Origin of the sequence: Marinicella marina, from assembly GCF_030065545.1 — a bacterium.
GTDB classification, from domain to species: domain Bacteria; phylum Pseudomonadota; class Gammaproteobacteria; order Xanthomonadales; family Marinicellaceae; genus Marinicella; species Marinicella marina.
Genome location: NZ_JASJNC010000002.1, coordinates 233035 through 249644, shown reverse-complemented (window position 1 = coordinate 249644; position 16610 = coordinate 233035). Strand labels below are relative to the sequence as shown.

14 protein-coding genes are annotated in these 16610 nt (G+C 44.3%); 4 read left to right on the top strand and 10 right to left on the bottom strand.

What is annotated here, in order from left to right:
• Positions 1 to 45: 45 nt before the first annotated feature.
• Complete coding sequence (locus tag QNI24_RS03770; RefSeq protein ID WP_267174948.1) at positions 46 to 2268, bottom strand: TonB-dependent receptor; 2223 nt, start codon at positions 2266 to 2268, stop codon at positions 46 to 48.
• A 146-nt stretch (positions 2269 to 2414) separates the two neighbouring features.
• On the opposite strand from QNI24_RS03770, the gene QNI24_RS03765 reads away from it, so the two are divergent.
• Positions 2415 to 3056, top strand: a complete 642-nt coding sequence (locus QNI24_RS03765) for a TetR/AcrR family transcriptional regulator (protein ID WP_267174947.1) — start codon at positions 2415 to 2417, stop codon at positions 3054 to 3056.
• Positions 3057 to 3105: 49 nt separating this feature from the next.
• On the opposite strand, the gene QNI24_RS03760 is transcribed toward QNI24_RS03765, so the two are convergent.
• From QNI24_RS03760 to QNI24_RS03750, 3 genes are all read right to left on the bottom strand, one after another.
• Positions 3106 to 3699, bottom strand: a complete 594-nt coding sequence (locus QNI24_RS03760) for a hypothetical protein (RefSeq protein WP_267174946.1) — start codon at positions 3697 to 3699, stop codon at positions 3106 to 3108.
• A gap of 232 nt (positions 3700 to 3931) precedes the next feature.
• Positions 3932 to 4642, bottom strand: a complete 711-nt coding sequence (mtgA, locus tag QNI24_RS03755) for a monofunctional biosynthetic peptidoglycan transglycosylase (protein ID WP_267174945.1) — start codon at positions 4640 to 4642, stop codon at positions 3932 to 3934.
• A 29-nt stretch (positions 4643 to 4671) separates the two neighbouring features.
• A complete protein-coding gene (locus QNI24_RS03750) occupies positions 4672 to 5484 on the bottom strand; it encodes a M23 family metallopeptidase (protein WP_267174944.1) in 813 nt (270 codons plus the stop codon).
• Between the two features lie 76 nt (positions 5485 to 5560).
• On the opposite strand from QNI24_RS03750, the gene tsaB reads away from it, so the two are divergent.
• The gene (gene tsaB / locus QNI24_RS03745; protein ID WP_267174943.1) at positions 5561 to 6211 is read left to right on the top strand and encodes a tRNA (adenosine(37)-N6)-threonylcarbamoyltransferase complex dimerization subunit type 1 TsaB; all 651 of its coding nucleotides are present in this window, start codon (positions 5561 to 5563) and stop codon (positions 6209 to 6211) included.
• Between the two features lie 4 nt (positions 6212 to 6215).
• Here the strand turns inward: tsaB and mgtE are convergent, their stop codons facing one another.
• Positions 6216 to 7577: a magnesium transporter gene (gene mgtE / locus QNI24_RS03740; RefSeq protein ID WP_267174942.1), complete on the bottom strand. Its 1362-nt coding sequence runs from the start codon at positions 7575 to 7577 to the stop codon at positions 6216 to 6218.
• Between the two features lie 131 nt (positions 7578 to 7708).
• On the opposite strand from mgtE, the gene rimI reads away from it, so the two are divergent.
• Positions 7709 to 8188 carry a ribosomal protein S18-alanine N-acetyltransferase gene (gene rimI, locus QNI24_RS03735; RefSeq protein WP_267174941.1) on the top strand — a complete coding sequence of 160 codons (480 nt, stop codon included), beginning with the start codon at positions 7709 to 7711 and terminating at the stop codon, positions 8186 to 8188.
• 58 nt (positions 8189 to 8246) lie between these two features.
• On the opposite strand, the gene QNI24_RS03730 is transcribed toward rimI, so the two are convergent.
• From QNI24_RS03730 to rsmG, 5 genes are all read right to left on the bottom strand, one after another.
• Positions 8247 to 11321, bottom strand: coding sequence for an Ig-like domain-containing protein (locus QNI24_RS03730; protein ID WP_267174940.1), 3075 nt, complete (start codon positions 11319 to 11321; stop codon positions 8247 to 8249).
• 254 nt (positions 11322 to 11575) lie between these two features.
• Positions 11576 to 13324 (bottom strand): phosphoenolpyruvate carboxykinase (GTP), encoded by a 1749-nt coding sequence (locus tag QNI24_RS03725; RefSeq protein WP_267174939.1) that lies wholly within the window; start codon positions 13322 to 13324, stop codon positions 11576 to 11578.
• A gap of 154 nt (positions 13325 to 13478) precedes the next feature.
• On the bottom strand, positions 13479 to 14399 hold the full coding sequence (locus tag QNI24_RS03720; protein WP_267174938.1) for a ParB/RepB/Spo0J family partition protein: 921 nt from the start codon (positions 14397 to 14399) through the stop codon (positions 13479 to 13481).
• Positions 14392 to 15165 carry a ParA family protein gene (locus QNI24_RS03715; protein WP_267175173.1) on the bottom strand — a complete coding sequence of 258 codons (774 nt, stop codon included), beginning with the start codon at positions 15163 to 15165 and terminating at the stop codon, positions 14392 to 14394. Before QNI24_RS03715 ends, QNI24_RS03720 begins: the two co-directional genes overlap by 8 nt.
• A 7-nt stretch (positions 15166 to 15172) precedes the next feature.
• The gene (gene rsmG, locus QNI24_RS03710; RefSeq protein ID WP_267174937.1) at positions 15173 to 15811 is read right to left on the bottom strand and encodes a 16S rRNA (guanine(527)-N(7))-methyltransferase RsmG; all 639 of its coding nucleotides are present in this window, start codon (positions 15809 to 15811) and stop codon (positions 15173 to 15175) included.
• 136 nt (positions 15812 to 15947) lie between these two features.
• Between rsmG and QNI24_RS03705 the strand changes: the two genes are divergently transcribed.
• Entirely contained in the window at positions 15948 to 16586 is a 639-nt protein-coding gene (locus QNI24_RS03705) for a protein-L-isoaspartate O-methyltransferase family protein (protein WP_267174936.1), read from the top strand.
• Positions 16587 to 16610 lie beyond the last annotated feature (24 nt).

Below are 16610 nucleotides of genomic sequence, written 5' to 3'. Positions count from 1 at the left end.
CAACGCTGAATTATATTTTCAGCGTTATTTTAAAAGTGTGATTCATTAAAACCTGTAGTTCAATGCAGCATACCAAGTTCTTGGATCACCATAATAAGCGGTTTGAATATTGGCTACACTGGAGAACTCTTGGGCATCAATTTTGTATACTTCATCAGTCAGGTTCTTGCCACCAATGGTTATTGACCAAGCTGGGTTGGCAAAGTCATATATGGCATAGGCATTGAATAACCAGTAATCATCTTGGGTCAAGGCTTCTTGATTATCAACAGACAAATACATGTCCCCAGTGTAATTGCCATTCAAGCCAAAGCGAATGGCAGCACCGCCATCCAAGTAAACGGCGTGATTCATACCTATTCTGAAAGTCCAATCAGGAGAAAACGGTGGCACATCATCAGAGCGATCCAAATCTGGCTGCCTGAAATCAAAAAACTTCTTATAATCCGAGTCCAAGTAACCTATTGAGCTATAAACAGTGGTTGATGCACTCAACAGCCATGTCAGTTCAAGTTCAGCACCTGATATATCTAGCTCAGCCGCATTGATGACTGGAAAACTTGAGATATCCTCAGCCACTCGGGCTTGAAAGTCTTCATAGTCAGAAGTGAATATCGCGTAGTTCAAGCGCAACCGATTATCTAAAAACTGCGACTTTCCACCTAATTCATAAGTCCATACTGTCTCTGGGTCAAATGAACTGACGTCAGATTCTGCGTTGGCCCTGCCATTGAAACCACCTGATTTAAAACCTTTTGAAGCACTGGCATAGAGCATATTGGAATCATTGATTTGGTAATCAATACTCACCATTGGCGTCACACTGTCCCAACTGTCGGAGTCAGCGAAAGCAAAGGTACCCTCTAAAAATGGACCTGCCGTTGAGAATGTGCTGGTGGTGCGCTTGTAGTCTTTTTCATCTTTGCTGTACCTGATGCCAGCAGTCAAACCCCAGCGGTCACTCAAAGTCCAGTTACCTTGAGCAAAAAATGCATAGCTGGTGGTTTCCAAATCATCATCAATGGTGCGCAGGAAATCCAGCGGAACACCGCCAAATAACAAAAAGTCATCAGCATAAGCCTCTTGCATTGATGGCACATCCTCTTGCATGTAAAACATACCTAAAACAGCATTGAATCCACTGTCGCTATTGAACAAAAACTGCAGCTCTTGACTGACTTGCTGCTGGTCTACACCAACAAAAACATCGCCCAACTCCAGTTCAGTCGCATCAATATCAATGAATGAATCCGAATCTAAATCTCGGTATGCTGTGATTGATTTAAGGTCCCAGAAATCATTGAGGTTGTAGTTCAAGGTAAAACTGGCTCCCATGTGTCTCAATTCTTGGTTTTCATCATCGGTGAATGACGTCCTGCCAGTAAAATCGTATTCATCTGATGAGGGTAGATTCAACAATACTGGGCTGCTTAAGTCTGCAAAGTCCAAAGCAATCAATGGTGCCTCTGAACGCCCCAGCGTCAAGGCATTTTCCTGATCAGTGTAGTCCAACGAAAAGTCCAGTGATAACTTGTCTGTTAACTGTGAATTAAGCAGAAAACGCATGGATGTGTTGTCCCTGTCGTTGTAATGCTGACCCGTTTGTGCATCAGTAACAAAACCGTTGTCTAAGCGATACAAAGCAGAAAAACTGGCATTGGTGCGTGCCGACAGTGCACCTTTAAAGTATGTAGAAGCTGATGTGGCGCTGTAATCACCCGCCAAAACTCGAAACTCACCACTGGTGACTTCATCTGGCCTTCTGGTAATGACATTGACCGCACCGCCAATGGTGTTCTTACCATACAAGGTACCTTGAGGACCACGCAATACTTCTATGCGCTCAACATCATGTAAACTCATTAAAGCACCTTGTATCCGCGACATATAAACACCATCAACATAAACACCGACACCTGGATCGAATGTTTGTAATGCATCAGGCTGACCTATTCCACGGATATAGATATTGGCACTGCTGGCAGAACCCCGACCTTGTACCAGGTTCATGTTTGGCACAGCGCCTTTCAACGAATCCAGATTTTCAGCTTGGGCATCTTCCAGTTCTTCCCTACTGAAAGAGGTCACGGCAACCGGCACGTCCTGTAAAGACTCTTGTACGCGTCTGGCTGTGACAGTCACATCATCCAATGCCAATGTTTCTTCCTCATCGTCGTCTTGTGCGTAAACAATTGGTCCTGACAAAGTCAATAAACCTATTGCCAAAAAGGCATGCTTAATGCCGCATTTGGAGTTGTAATCTTGCATAATTTTGTCCCCGAAATTATAAAACTGTTTAAGATATTACATTATGTATTTAATATATTTCAACACTTGTTTAATTTTTTGTTCTTAAACTGTTTTATCAGCGTGTTAAAATAACCCACAACACCTAAATAAACCCTGAAAAATTGATGATGTCCACCAAAAAGAAAACCAAGGATTTAATTCTTGATGCTGCTGAGCAATTATTTGCTGTGCGCGGCTTCTATGGTGTCTCCATCCGTCAAATCACCAGCAAAGCTGAGGTTGATCCTGCCCTCGCCAGTTACCACTTTGGAAAAAAGCAGGACATTTTTGAGGCCGTGATGTTGAGGCGGGCAGAAATATTAAACCGTGAACGCATCCAAATGCTTGATGACTGTATCAGAAGGGCTAAACCCAATCCGGCACCTCTGCATGAAATAATTGATGCTTTCACCCACGCCTTGCTTAACCGCAGTAACAAAGGTGGCCAAGGTTGGAAAAGCTATTTTGCCATCATTGCCCAAATCAATAACCACCCTGAGTTAGGGGGTGTTATCATGAGTCAATATTTTGATCCACTGGCCAAAAAATTCATTGCAGCCATCCATGAAAACATACCCAATGCCAAAGCAGAAGATTTGTTCTGGTGCTATCACTTCCTTTCTGGCGCGTTGACCCTGACTTTTTCAGGTACAGAACGTATCAGTAAGTTATCTGATGGTTTGTGTGCCTCAAGCGATTTAGATGCCGTTCATGAGCGCCTGGTTCCATTCATTACCGCTGGTTTTAAGGCCTTTGAAAACAACTAAATTCTCATTGTTTTTTTAATAACTAAAGATTGGCCATTTTTTTCAAGTTTTACTGAATTCTGGACTTTAATTTAAAGTGAGCACATATAAGAATGACAAATAATAGCATTATGTTCACATTAAGTGGAACAGGTTCGGGCGTTCCAAAAAAGACAAATGAAGCAGAGTTATTGTCTGTAGATGGGTCTGTGAAATTGTTCAGCCACCACCTAGTTTCTAAGAAACCACTTTCCTCAAATGATAATGTTATGTCACAAGATACCGACTGTCCCATCTCAAGTGGTGTGGTCAATTTAAAAGAGTGAAGCGGAGTAAAAAAGTCATCTATGGGTGGCCTAGGGTCACCACTGAAGAAGTTGAATTCACAACCAGCTGAAATAGGCTCATTATCAAATAACTCATAAATGATGAATTTGTCCTGAGTCACATTGTAGGAATAAAAGATATCAAACTCTGAACCACTGGGAAATGAGCTTGGCCCAAGGTTGGTTAAAGTCATAGTAAATATACCTACCTCACCATCTCTGATACCATCACTGAAATCTTGAGAACTGACATCAAGACTCAAATCAGCAACGAAATCCTGCGCAAAAACCATTCCAGTGTTGAAAATAAAACTCAAAATAATAAAGCAAACTTTCATATTCACGAACCTTTTACAAAAACACTATCATACGATAACAGCCACCAAATTCAAGCCACCCAGGGCTTACCCTGCTACTCACATATAAGGATTGATTCCTTTCAAGATTTGATTACTGAAAAACACATTCGAAAGAATGCAGGATTTAATTACAATATTGAGTTGAAGGTGCGGTGGTGGAGCTGTGCGAAAATAATCAAACTTATAAGTTGCCGTTTCAATAAAAACCGCTTCATAATTTATAAAGATAATCCTCGCCACCAAGCTGCTTTGCTTGTTTTTGAATCCAACGAGCGCGTTGTTGCATGTAGTCTGATGGCGGCTTGATTTGATAGCGCTTGGGTGCAGGCAAGCGCGCAGCCAGTAAAGCCGCCTGATTGGCATCAAGTGATTTCGCATCAACACCAAAAATGGATTGCGCAGCAGCCTCAGCACCATATACACCATCTCCAAATTCCACCACATTCAAGTACAATTCGAGGATACGCTGTTTCGGGATTATGGCTTCAATGGCGGTGGTAAAATACACTTCCAAACCTTTGCGAACCCAACTGCGCCCAGACCACAAAAATAAGTTCTTGGCCAATTGTTGAGAAATGGTACTGGCACCACGCATCTTTTTACCAGCCTGGCGATCTTTGATAACTTGCTCAATGGCCCCCACATCAAAACCCCAATGATCAGCAAACTTTTGATCTTCCGAGGCGATCACTGACATGGACAATTGAGGTGATATCTGACTCATATCACGCCACAGATATTGCAGTCTTATCGTTTCATATTCACTGCTGTATTGGCGCTGTAACATAAAAGCCGTGGTGGGTGGATCCAACCAGCGCAGCGCCAACACCGAAGATAAACTAACCACCAACCAAACCAGTAAAAGACTGACTAGCCAACGCCTCATTTTTGCTAAGAACGTCCGCTTCTTGTTTTTAGTCATGGCGCATGTCCAGCAATCAACCTGCCAATTTAAGGTTTTTCTGGGATAATCAATTGTGGATCTAATCTCAGTGATGTACCAATGTTCAAACGCCAATCGAGATGGGACCCTGTGGCTCGACCAGTGGCGCCGATTTCACCAATTTTCTGGCCTTGTTCCAACACCTGACCTTCACTGACGTTGACTTGGCTGAGGTGTAAATAAGTGCTGTTCAAGCCATAACCGTGGTCAATAATGATGGTGCCGCCGGTGTAGTAATGGTCGTTGACCGCCATGGTGACCACACCACTGGCTGGCGCTATCACCGGTGAACCGGTAACGTTGGCGATGTCCATGCCGTAATGCGGACGTTTGGGCTCACCATTAAGAATTCTACGAGAACCATAAACACCACTGACCCGGCCTTCGGCAGGCCATATGAATGGTTCTAAAAAAGCCTTTTGTTCTGACCAAACAGCTCTGGCCGTCTTGACTTGTTTGGTTTCTTTGGCTATGCGGGCCAGACGCTCAGCCGGTGGATTGACTTTACTGGGTGGCAAACCATCAATGCGTTCGGTGGGAAATTCACGTGCCTGAACAGGTACTGTGGTTTGGTAATTGTGCCCTTGGTAATTGATACTGATAATTTTGTTTTTGTCATCAAAGCGCCCAAAACCAAATATAAAATGGCCATCATCAGTCACAGCAACTCTTTTATCATCCACTTTGACTTCAGCACCAACCACGGTCTGACCAATGATCAAAGCACCTTGAACTGGTGCACCTTTGAGTTTAAGAAAATACGCATCTGCCAAGACATTGAAGCTGAGACAACTGAGTAACACAATAAGTACATTTTTCATGGCTTTGAATTATAATTAAAACTTTATTTTAGCATCAAACTGATTCCCATCAATGCGGGAATAACGAGTCTTAATCATGAATCTGATTGCCATTGAAACATCCACTGAAAATTGCTCTGTTGCTTTACTGCATGCTGGCAACATAACCAGCCGTGATAAAGTTGCGCCACAAAAGCATGCCGAATTGGTGCTGGGTTTTATCGATGAATTACTTTCAGAACAGGGACTTAAAAAAACCCAGGTTGAGGGCATTGTATTTGGCCAAGGTCCTGGCGCATTCACCGGCGTCAGAATTGCCATGTCAGTCGTGCAAGGCTTGGCTTTGGCATGGGAGGTGCCAGTGATTGCCATTTCAACCATGCATAACATGGCTCACCAAATTTGGCACAAAGCACCTGTTAAGCAGCAAAAAATATTGGTTGCCAATGATGCTCGCATGGGTGAGGTTTACTGGGCTGCATTTGAGGTTCAAAATGAATCATTGCTGCGCTTAACTGAGGATGCTTTGCATGCGCCTGAAGCCATTAAAACCGAAGGGTTCGACGTCTGTGCTGGCAGCGCGTTTTACAGTATGGTAAAACTCAAAGGTGACGCTGATGTGTTTGCAGATAGCTTACCGAATGCGGCCAGTCTGATTCAAATGACACAAGGTAATTTCAAAACCAATGCCCAACACATCAGTGCAATCAAACCCGCTTACATCCGCGAAAAAGTGGTTTTTAATTGATATGTCAGTTAACCAACATCCAAGTACCCAGCGACAAGAAGGAAACGAAACCAACCAAATCAGTAACTGTCGTTAGCACCACACCGCCAGCAATCGCTGGATCAATACTCATGCGCCTGAGCAATACTGGCACCAACACACCAGCCAGAGCACCAGCCACCAAATTAATCGCCAAGGCCATGGCAATCACTAGGCCCAAATCATAGTCCTGAAACCACAAGACGATAATACCAGCCACCACCACAGCCCAAATAAAGCTGTTGATGATACCGATCATTAACTCTCGACTGAGTAAATCTTTGATGTTACCACTACCCACTTGACCAGTGGCCATACCGCGAATCATCAAGGTGAGGGTTTGTGAACCTGCAATGCCACCCATGGAAGCGACCACCGGCATCAAAACACCCAAAGCCACTACTTGTTGGATGCTGGCCTCATAAAAGCCAATGGCAAAAGCCGCCAATAAGACCGTTAACAGATTGATACCCAACCACACCGCTCGGCGTTTGGACGAGGTCAATATCGGCGCAAACATATCACCTTCTTCATTCAAACCGGCCATGCGCATCACTGATCGTTCCGCCTCATCACGAATCACATCAACTATGTCATCAATGGTGATGCGCCCAATCAAAATATTCTTATCATCCACTACAGGCGCTGAAATCCAATCATTGTGTTCAAAATCCTGAGCCACTTCACTGGCAGGGGTTTTATCCAATATGGCTGGCGCATCTTCATTCATGATGTCTTTGATCATGGTTTTGGGATCGCTGACCAACATGGTTTCCAAATGAACCCGTCCTTTGTAGTGTCCCTTGCGTCCTACCACGAACAAGTCTCCGATAGGCTCTGGAATGCTGTCTCTGAATTGCATGTAACGCATTACCACTTCAATGCTGACATCTGATCTCACTGTCAACACATCTGGATTCATCAAGCCGCCCGCTGAATCCTCATCATAGGACAAAACCTGATTCAATAAATCCCTTGAGGACTTGTCCATCGATAGTATCAATTGACTTGAAGCCTCTTCGGGTAAATCAACGATGATGTCCGCCATATCATCGAGATCCAAATCTTTGGTCACCTCTACCAATTGTTCGGTGTCCATTCTTTCAATCAGGTTATCACGCACCTCATCATGCAGTGACACCAACACTTCACCCTGAGTGGATTCATCGACCACATCCCACACCGCTTGGCGTTTATCACCTGGCAATGATTCCAAAAACAACGCCACTTCAGCACCGGGTATGCCATTTACGATACGGGTAACAGCCCCCATGCGCTCATCTTTTAAAGCATCATTCAGGGCGGAAATGTCTTTTTCTGTGGCCTCATTGGGCACTGATTCAACCATGATTCTCTCAGTTATCAAACAGCAATCTTGCTGAAATTCGGCAATTATTTGCGCATTAAAAAGTCATATATATGATAATACAATTCTTTCATCATTGTATACTTAACGCTTCATATAAACCTGACAAGACATTGAAAAATAATATTATTTTTTCAAAAATAACAGCAGATGATTGGCCACAAATCATGGCCATTGAAAACCAGACATACCCCAACCCATGGCCACTGAAGGTCATGCAGGATTGTCAGCAAGCCGGATACCAATGCATCAAAGGCACCGTTTCTACCAAACCCAATGAAATTGCTTGTTATGCTTTTTTGATGATTGGGTTTGAGGAATCCAATTTATTGAACATCAGCGTTAACCCTGTTTTACAACGCCAAAACATCGCCAGCCAACTACTACAACGCCTGTTATTAATCAGCCGCATCAACCACGCCAAAAATATTTGGCTGGAAGTCAGAGCCAGTAACCAAGCCGCCATCAATTTGTATGAAAAGTTTCATTTTAAGCAAATTGGAACGCGGAAACATTATTACCAATACATCGACGCATCGGGTCAAAAAATCAAAGAGCATGCCCTCATCATGTCAAGAAAAGTGAATCTTTGAATCACAAAAAAGCCCGTGCATTGGCACAGGCTTTATTGTTTTTAAACGCAGCTTTTAATTATTCGAAGCCATCTTCAAAGATCAAGTCATTGTCTTCAAGGAGGTACAACACAAAACCATCATGATCTGTTGATCGCAAGGTCGTGGCAGCATCTTCTTCGAAATTGATAGTGGCATCCGCTTGGCCTCTGACAAATTGAATGTCTCTTAAATTCATCAAACCAATATCATTAGTCAGTGCATTGTCCAGAATCTGCGCGCTGCCACCGAAAACAAACGAATACTGCTGATTAGCTGGTAAAGTTTGTACCGCTTGCGTCAACGGTGTGTCAACCAATACTGGCTCTGCCCACAACAAATTATCTTCCTCTACAGCCTCACCAGTGATTTGTCCGACCACATCAACATAACCATCAGTGAACTGGAAGGCGTTGAAGTCACCTAAAACATACAGAGATTTTTCAGGGTCTTCCAATAAAATGTCCTCTGCCATTGCAGCTACCGAGTTGGCTTGGTTCAAACGCTTGTTGCGAACCCGGTCCCCTTCGGTGTTGTCATCGATGCTGCCACGTGAACGCAAATGTACGTTGAGTAAATTCAATGGCAGTGAACCTTCGGCCAACAACACATCAGCTTCTAAGCGCAAAGGTGGCCTGTCATGCAGTAAGGAGCCATCAAAGTCATTCAACTCATCTTTACCCAGTTGAGTCAAAGTGATGCCACTCAAACGGCCTGATTGGTACATGTAAGCCACATCTATGCCACCTTGGTCATTGCCCTCAATTAATAAGGGAATGTAGGCAGGGCCGCCATAGGCGTTGATCTCTGCGACCAAATCTAACAAGACGTCGCGGTTCTCAATTTCTTGCAAGGCAATGATCACTGGTGATTTCATGTCATCAACCAAGTAACGACTGATTTTAACCAGTCTATCGGCATAAACCTGAGGGTCTTCCAACTGGTCATCATCCTCCTCACCTGGGTCATTGACATCGTTAAAGAAACGGCGGATGTTGGCTGAAGCGACAGTCACTTCATCACCGACGGCATCACGTACAGCACCTGGGATGACATTTTCATTCAGCACAATCAATTCCGATGGCTGTAACTCATAATCACCAAATCCAAAACCGATCACCCCTTTGGCAGAAATTTCAGTGCCTGCGCTGAAGTCTTGGAACGGTAAGCCCAGGGCTTCGACACTCATTTCGATCAGCTCGGGGTTGCCATCAAATACCGGCAAACCAGGCAGACCTGGGAATTCGATGCCAGGTTCACGTTCGGCTCGCGCACTTCCCGCTCTGACAAACACATCACCACGATCACTGCCAAAAAAACCAACAGACGCTGCACTGATAAAGCCTTGTGGCATTTCGAAATACATGCCTTCCAGACACTCCCTTTCTAAGGCTTCATCACCACAATCAAAAACTGTTGGATCATTAGAAGGAAAGGTATCGTCCAGGATCAGTGGAGTCGGCAGAGGGTTGCCATTGCTGACAACAGTGATTTGTTGGGTACTTGGGTTGGTGAATTGAGTTGAGTCAAAAAACTCAGTCACTTCAGCAGTGATGTTAACCAAATCTCCGACTGCTACAGTTGGTGCACCACCGGTGAAGATGAACATGCCGTTTGAAGTGGCAAGCACACCATCATCACGATCATCAGGTGTTTGGAAGTAAAAGCCATTGGTATCCAAGGCTGTCACTATGTTGTTATTTGAAGTCACCGTAACGCCGACAAATGGACTGGTCATGCCTGCGCCTTGTATTTCAAAAACCTCAGCAACAGGAAATCCAACAATGAATGATACCGCAACGTCGGCAGCCATATTGTCTGCCGTGCCATCATTGTCTACCACTTCAGCAGCCAACACAGTCAGATCACAAGTTTCACTGTCAGTTAAATCAACCGTTGGATCAAGTACGATAGTGCTTGAATCATCAACCGGCAAACCGGTAAAACTCACTGAACCAGTCGATGAACAGGTCAAAGTCACGGCGTTTGCACTTGCATCAATGACCTCGGAGAAGTCAATGCTGATGTTGGCCGTATTATCGAAACCAAATGAACCATCAGCGGGGGCTGTTGATGATACCTCTGGCGGCAAGTCAGCAACAGTTGTGAATGAGAACACAAAATCAGCCGCCATCGTATCGGGGATGTCATCTCTGTCTACCACTAAATTTTGGTTCACGGTAACAGTACAAAGCTCTGAGTTGGCAAAATCATTGGCATCAATATCCAACGAGGTCACATCATTTGCGACCACAACAGGGAAATTTTGCACGCCACTGCTGGCACAATCAATAGTAACGGCATTGGCCAAAATATCAACAGATTCATTGAAGTTAATCAACACATTGCTGTCAATGGCCACATCAACAGCAGCATCAATCGGCGAGGTCGTTGTGACGGCTGGGGGGGTGTCAACCCCAGTAGCATCTCCAGTAAGAGTGAAATCATCGAAAGCAAATTCTTCGCTGCCTGAATCAACAGTGACTGAAATCCTCAAATCCAAGGTATTACCTGTGGCCGGAATGTTAAACCCAAAACCCTGCATCGCAGGAGTCAATTGTACAAATGGGGCATCGGCCTCGCCATTGCAATCAGCATCTAAACCATAAGGTTCATTGAAATCATCACCATTATTTTGATAGGCAAAACAGACACCAGCCGTGTAAGGGTCAGCTCCTGAGCCATCAATGCGGTATTCAATGACTGTTGGGTCACTGATGTCATAATTACTGGCACCTGCCCCATTGGTATTACCAGCGCCAAATAAACCGCTGAATGATAAATTATCAAATCCTGAAATATTGATGTCAACGAACTCTATGGTTTGTTCAGACAGCCCATTGCCACCGTTGTCATTGATGTCTTCAGCAGCCCAGAAAAAAGTGCCATCAAACCCGGTGTAAGGACCTGAGACATTACTGATGTCGGAACCATCCGTTCTGGCCCAATGGTCATTCACACCATCATTGAATTCTGATGTACTGACGTACCTGCCATCGCCGGTCAGGGTACTGCCGTCTGTTTCAAATGACTCAACCAATAAATCAACAGCACCTGCTGTTGGTATCAATCCCGTTGCCAACACACTGGTTAACACTATTTTATTCAATTTCATTTTTACCTCTTACCTCGAATTATTCAAACCAACATAACCAACATCACCTGGTGTAGCTAACTAATCAGGCACGCTTGAATGTTTGTGTTGGGTTATTTTTGCGCGTATATTAGCACCGATATGTGTCAGTTTGGTCACATTTGTCACATAAAAACCGGAATAGCAAACAGCCTGTTGGATGATGGAAGTTGGCACAAAAAAAAGGTCTTGAAAATTCAAGACCTTTGCGCACTTTCTTGAAGCGGTTTATTGTCTCAAGCCAATTGTGATTGCAGTTGTTTTAATTGATCAAAAAGCGCTTTCGGCACACGATTGCCGTATTCTGAGAGAAATGCTTCTACCGATTCGGCTTCACTTTTCCAGCCAGCTGCATCTACCGCCAACAAATCTTCTAAAACATTCATGTCCATGTCTAAATTGTCGGTGTTGATGTCATCTTTTGAGGGCAAATGACCAATGGCTGTCTCGGTGGCACTGAGTTCACCTTGGCAACGACCAATGATCCACTCTAATACACGCATGTTTTCGCCAAATCCTGGCCACATGAATTTACCTTGATCGTCTTTTCTGAACCAGTTGACCGTAAACACCTTTGGTAGGTGATTGGCTTTTTCTTGCATCGCAACCCAATGGGCCCAATAATCGCCAAAGTTATAACCACAGAATGGTTTCATGGCCATGGGGTCTCGCCTTACCACACCCACTGCTCCAGTTGCAGCTGCAGTGGTTTCCGAGGCCACAGTGGCACCCATCAGAACACCATGGTCCCAACTCTTGGCCTCAGCCACCAAAGGTACCAATGAAGCACGACGACCACCAAAGATAATGGCATCAATTGGTACACCTGCTGCTGCTTCAGATTCAGGTGAATAACTGGGACAGCGTTTGGCTGAAACAGTAAAACGTGAGTTTGGATGTGCTGCTGGGCCGTTGGCTGGATCAAACGGTCGACCTTGCCAATCAGTTTTTGGTGTGCGGTCATCCAAACCTTCCCACCATGGCTGTCCATCTTCGGTTTCGGCCACATTGGTGAAAATAGTGTCTTTGTACAACATCTTGAGGGCGTTGGGGTTGGTTGCTTTGGCTGTGCCTGGGGCCACACCAAAAAAGCCAGCCTCAGGATTGATTGCCCACAGACGGCCATCTTCTCCAGGTCGCATCCAACAAATGTCGTCACCCACGGTGCTGATTTCCCAGCCATCCTTGACATAGCCCTCAGGTGGAATCAACATGGCCAGATTGGTTTTACCACATGCTGAAGGGAAAGCAGCAGCCACATAATGCTGTTTACCTGCAGGTGTTTTGATGCCCAATATCAACATGTGTTCCGCCAACCAGCCTTCGGTTTTGGCTTGGTAGGATGCAATCCTCAATGCATGACATTTCTTACCTAACAAAGCATTACCACCATAACCTGAGCCGTAACTTTTGATAGCCAATTCTTCAGGAAAGTGCATGATAAATCGTCGATCAGGATCCAACTCACCGGTTGAATGTAATCCTTTGACAAAACCACCTTCACGTTCAATTCTGGCCAACGCATCACTGCCCATGCGAGTCATTAAGCGCATGTTTTGAACCACGTAGGCACTGTCAGTGATTTCCACCCCACAGCGAGAGATCGGTGAATCAATTGGGCCCATGCAATAAGGAATGACGTACATGGTGCGCCCTTGCATACAACCTGCGAACAGGTCGTCTATTTTTTGGTGGGCATCTTGTGGCGCCATCCAATGATTATTGGGGCCAGCATCCGCCTCTTTTTCGGTACATATAAAGGTCAGGTGTTCAACCCGTGCAACGTCCTGTGGATCAGATAAGTGTAGAAAACAATTGGGGTGGGTTTCTTCGTTGAGTTTTTTATAGGTGCCGTCTGCGAGCAACATGTCATTGAATTTTTGCTCTTCGGCTGCGGTGCCATCACACCAGTAAATTTGATCAGGTTGAGTCAGCTCAGCAACTTCTTTGACCCAATCGGCCAAGACTTGGTTGGTTGTTGTCATGTGGATACTGTTCAATAGAAAAATTGGTGCCAAACCTTAACCTTTAAAAACCAGAAAATCAAGCAATTCTGGGATTTCACAGGCTAATAAATTCAATTTTTTTAAACGCTTGTTTGAAAGCACCCAGAGTCAGCTGTTTTTGTCGCCTGATTTATTATTTTAAGCGCGCCAAAATTCCTTCTAACTCATCGGCTCCATGGTAATGAATCACCAACTTACTTTTACCTTTGGCTTTATGCTGTATTTCCACCTGAGCACACAATTGCTCAGATAAATTTTGTTCCAGTCGAGTGATGTCAGCGCCTTTTGATGTCTTCTCCTGGCCAGTTGTGGTTTTGGGGCTGGTGATGTTTTTAACCAAAGCCTCAGCCTGTCTGACAGAAAGCTTCTTATTGGCTATTTCTTTGGCTGCTTGGTGTTGTTGCTCAGCCGCCAAAGGCAGCAAACACCTTGCGTGTCCCATTTCCAACAAGCCATCATTGAGCATGTCTTTGACTTTTGAGGAAAGCTCCAACAGGCGCAACAAATTACTCACCGCCACTCGAGATCGGCCCACAGCCTCAGCTGCTTGAGCGTGGGTGATATCAAATTCTTCGATCAAACGAGCCAACGCCAAGGCCTCCTCTAGTGGATTCAAGTCCTCTCGTTGGATGTTTTCAATCAATGCCATCGCAATGGTTTGTTGGTCATTGACTTGTTTCACCAACACTGGCACTTCAGACAGTTTGGCCAATTGCGCCGCTCGCCAACGTCGCTCACCAGCGATGATTTCATACTTGGTGGCAGTTATCTTTCTTACCACTATGGGCTGGACAATGCCTTGGGACTCGATAGAATCTGCCAACTCTTGTAATTTATCTTGATCCATGATGCTACGAGGTTGGTACTGGCCAGGCTGCAGTTGTTCAATACCCAAAGATTGTAGCTCACTGTCGTTATGCTGAGGGTTTGACTCTTGTTCACTGCGGCTACCCAACAGCGCATCTAAACCACGACCCAAGGTGCTTTTTCTTAACACTTTTTTCTTGGTGGTTTTTTTCTTAGTTAGCTTTTTTTTTGGGGATTCATCAACCATGGTTTCTCCTTAATAATTCACTGGCCAAACCTTTATAGGCAACTGCTCCACGTGACATTTGGTCATACTCTATGGCCGATTGACCAAAACTCGGGGCTTCTGCCACTTTCACGTTTCTGGGAACCACTGTGGAGAAAACCTTGTCTCCAAAATGCTCATGAATTTGGGCTGCCACATCATTGGCCAAGTTATTGCGACCATCAAACATGGTGCGCAACAAGCCCTCTATTTGTAAGTTAGGATTGGTGGTCTGTTTGACCCTTTCGATGGTGTCCAATAGAGAAGTCAGACCTTCCAGGGCATAGTACTCGCATTGCATAGGAATCAATACACTGTGCGCAGCCGTCAAAGCATTGACTGTCAATATGCTTAAGGACGGCGGACAATCAATCAGTACAAAATCATAATTTGTAGCGACTTCACTGAGCTTTTGTTGCAGGATGCTTTGTGGTTCTTCGTAATCCATCATTTGTAATTCTGCAGCAGTCAGGTCGGTATTAGAACCAATCAAATCCAAAGCATCAAATGGCATGATGGCATCGCTGGCCTCACACTCATCCATCAACAGTTCGCAAGCAGACAGTTTTAAATCTCTGGAGTCGGCACCGCAGGCCATGGTGGCGTTGCCTTGTGGGTCAAGATCAATCAGCAGGATTTTTTTGCCCAACTGGGACAGTCCAACTGCCAAATTAACCGTGGTTGTGGTTTTACCCACACCACCTTTTTGATTGGCAACTGCAATGATTTTGTGTTTTTTTTCTACCATAATGTGGTTATCTAGTTGTTTTTTTGAATCGATATAACTTTCTTTGTTCTGCCAAAAAAGGTACATCAATGTCCCAACAAGCATTCTGCTCAAAAGGCAAATCTGCATGCAGCGGTTCTGGCCGTGGTCCTTTCATGGCCAGAAAAATCCCATCATTGGTAACCAAGTGGGACGAAATGGACAAAAATTGCCCCATCTCTGAAAAAGCTCGTGATGTTACCACATCAAATTTTTCTTCAGGAAAATAATTTTCCACACGACTGTGCACAACTTCGGCATTAGAAAGTGTCAATTCACGCTTAACTTGCCGCATGAATCTGGCCTTCTTACCCACTGCATCTAATAAGGTCACAGATTTCTCAGGGCACATGATCGCAAGCAAAAAACCAGGTATACCACCACCAGTACCAACGTCGACAACCCGTTGACCTGTAAAGTATTTAATCACGGCCAATGCATCTAAAGCATGGTGTGTCACCATCTCGTCTAATTGTTTAATGGCTGTGAGGTTATAGGCTTTATTCCACTTCTGCAATAACTGCAAGTAAGACATAATGGTCGGTGCTTTATCCACATCCAACGCCAACATTTCCATACCTGCTATCAGCTTATTAGTTTGTAACTTTATTAATTTGGCTTCGTTCATTGAAGAAAATATCATAAAATGTGACTTTTAACCCATGATTTGGTGCTGATAATCAGTAAGCTAATTATACACAGCTCTGCGGGAAACACCGGCAAGATCAGACAGCCACATCATAACAAAAAAGGCGAATTAATACATGAATTTTGATACAGCAAGACACAACATGGTCAAGCAACAGGTGCGTTCTTGGGACGTGATTAACAAAGACATCCTCAATGCCATGCTCAATGTGCAAAGAGAGGAGTTTGTGCAAGTACCACAGAGGAAATTGGCTTTTGCCGACATGGCATTACCAATCGGTCACGGCATGAGCATGATGAAACCAGTGGTTGAAGGCAAAATGCTGCAAGCGCTGGATTTGGATAAAGGCGATTTGGTGTTGGAAGTAGGTACTGGCAGTGCCTATGTAACCGCCCTGTTGAGTCGCTTGGTTAGCCATGTCCATTCTATTGATATACAGCCTGAATTTATTCAAGCCGCAAAACAAAAATTGAAAGAAAACCACATAGACAATGTCACTTTGGATAATGAAGATTTTTTCAACTTCAAACCAGTACAAAAATATGACTGTGTGGTCATCACGGGATCATTAGAGGAATTACCTGCTTTTGTCTTTGATTGGCTTAACCAAGACGGCAAAGTTTTTGCCATCATCGGTCAAGAACCAACCATGGAAGCCCGGGTATATAAATCTAGTGATGCATATTCATCACATTTCGACACAGTTGTTGCGAAACTGACTCAGCCGGAACAACAACACACATTTAAATTATAAATCCTATGAAAAAAATACTTTTAT

What these genes read in the sequence shown, in the direction of transcription:
- rsmG (WP_267174937.1), bottom strand. Translation starts at nt 15,811, where the DNA reads ATGAACGAAGCCAAATTAATAAAGTTACAAACTAATAAGCTGATAGCA.
- QNI24_RS03750 (WP_267174944.1), bottom strand. Translation starts at nt 5,484, where the DNA reads ATGAAAAATGTACTTATTGTGTTACTCAGTTGTCTCAGCTTCAATGTC.
- QNI24_RS03770 (WP_267174948.1), bottom strand. Translation starts at nt 2,268, where the DNA reads ATGCAAGATTACAACTCCAAATGCGGCATTAAGCATGCCTTTTTGGCA.
- QNI24_RS03730 (WP_267174940.1), bottom strand. Translation starts at nt 11,321, where the DNA reads ATGAAATTGAATAAAATAGTGTTAACCAGTGTGTTGGCAACGGGATTG.
- QNI24_RS03725 (WP_267174939.1), bottom strand. Translation starts at nt 13,324, where the DNA reads ATGACAACAACCAACCAAGTCTTGGCCGATTGGGTCAAAGAAGTTGCT.
- QNI24_RS03720 (WP_267174938.1), bottom strand. Translation starts at nt 14,399, where the DNA reads ATGGTTGATGAATCCCCAAAAAAAAAGCTAACTAAGAAAAAAACCACC.
- QNI24_RS03760 (WP_267174946.1), bottom strand. Translation starts at nt 3,699, where the DNA reads ATGAAAGTTTGCTTTATTATTTTGAGTTTTATTTTCAACACTGGAATG.
- tsaB (WP_267174943.1), top strand. Translation starts at nt 5,561, where the DNA reads ATGAATCTGATTGCCATTGAAACATCCACTGAAAATTGCTCTGTTGCT.
- QNI24_RS03705 (WP_267174936.1), top strand. Translation starts at nt 15,948, where the DNA reads ATGAATTTTGATACAGCAAGACACAACATGGTCAAGCAACAGGTGCGT.
- mgtE (WP_267174942.1), bottom strand. Translation starts at nt 7,577, where the DNA reads ATGGTTGAATCAGTGCCCAATGAGGCCACAGAAAAAGACATTTCCGCC.
- mtgA (WP_267174945.1), bottom strand. Translation starts at nt 4,642, where the DNA reads ATGACTAAAAACAAGAAGCGGACGTTCTTAGCAAAAATGAGGCGTTGG.
- QNI24_RS03765 (WP_267174947.1), top strand. Translation starts at nt 2,415, where the DNA reads ATGATGTCCACCAAAAAGAAAACCAAGGATTTAATTCTTGATGCTGCT.
- QNI24_RS03715 (WP_267175173.1), bottom strand. Translation starts at nt 15,165, where the DNA reads ATGGTAGAAAAAAAACACAAAATCATTGCAGTTGCCAATCAAAAAGGT.